Below are 503 nucleotides of genomic sequence, written 5' to 3' on the forward strand. Positions count from 1 at the left end.
AAAGGTTAAAAATGACAATTAAAAACTTCACGTTTTTCAGTCCAAATGGTACAGAGTTTCCAGTCGGTTCTAATAATGACGGAAAACTATACATGATGTTGACTGGAATGGGCTATAGAACAATTAGGCGCAAAGATTGGAAAAGTCCATTAAATACAGCCCTTAACGTGCAATATGTTAACACATCAATCGTTGCAGGCGGGAGGTATTTTGAACTATTGAATGAAACTGTTGCCTTAAAAGGTAATGCAGTTAATTATATCCATGCAAATATTGACTTAACGCAAACAGCAAACCCTGTAAGTTTATCAGCAGAAACATCAAATAATAGTAACGGTGTTGATATAAACAACGGTTCTGGCGTTTTGAAAGTTTGTTTTGATGTTGTTACGACTTCAGGAACTGGTGTAACAAGCATTAAGCCAATTCTTCAGGCTAGTACTTTAGATAGTATTTCTGCAAACGATTTATCACTTAAAGATTCAATCAATGCAAATAATTTA

The 503-nt window shown here is 34.4% G+C and carries 1 protein-coding gene; it reads left to right on the forward strand.

Annotated features, from left to right (window positions below):
• Positions 1 to 11: 11 nt before the first annotated feature.
• Positions 12 to 503: hypothetical protein (locus tag FDX22_RS00175; RefSeq protein ID WP_043624912.1), on the forward strand; the 492-nt coding region annotated here is incomplete at its 3' end.

Origin of the sequence: Citrobacter sp. TBCS-14 (assembly GCF_005280805.1) — a bacterium.
GTDB lineage: Bacteria > Pseudomonadota > Gammaproteobacteria > Enterobacterales > Enterobacteriaceae > Citrobacter > Citrobacter gillenii.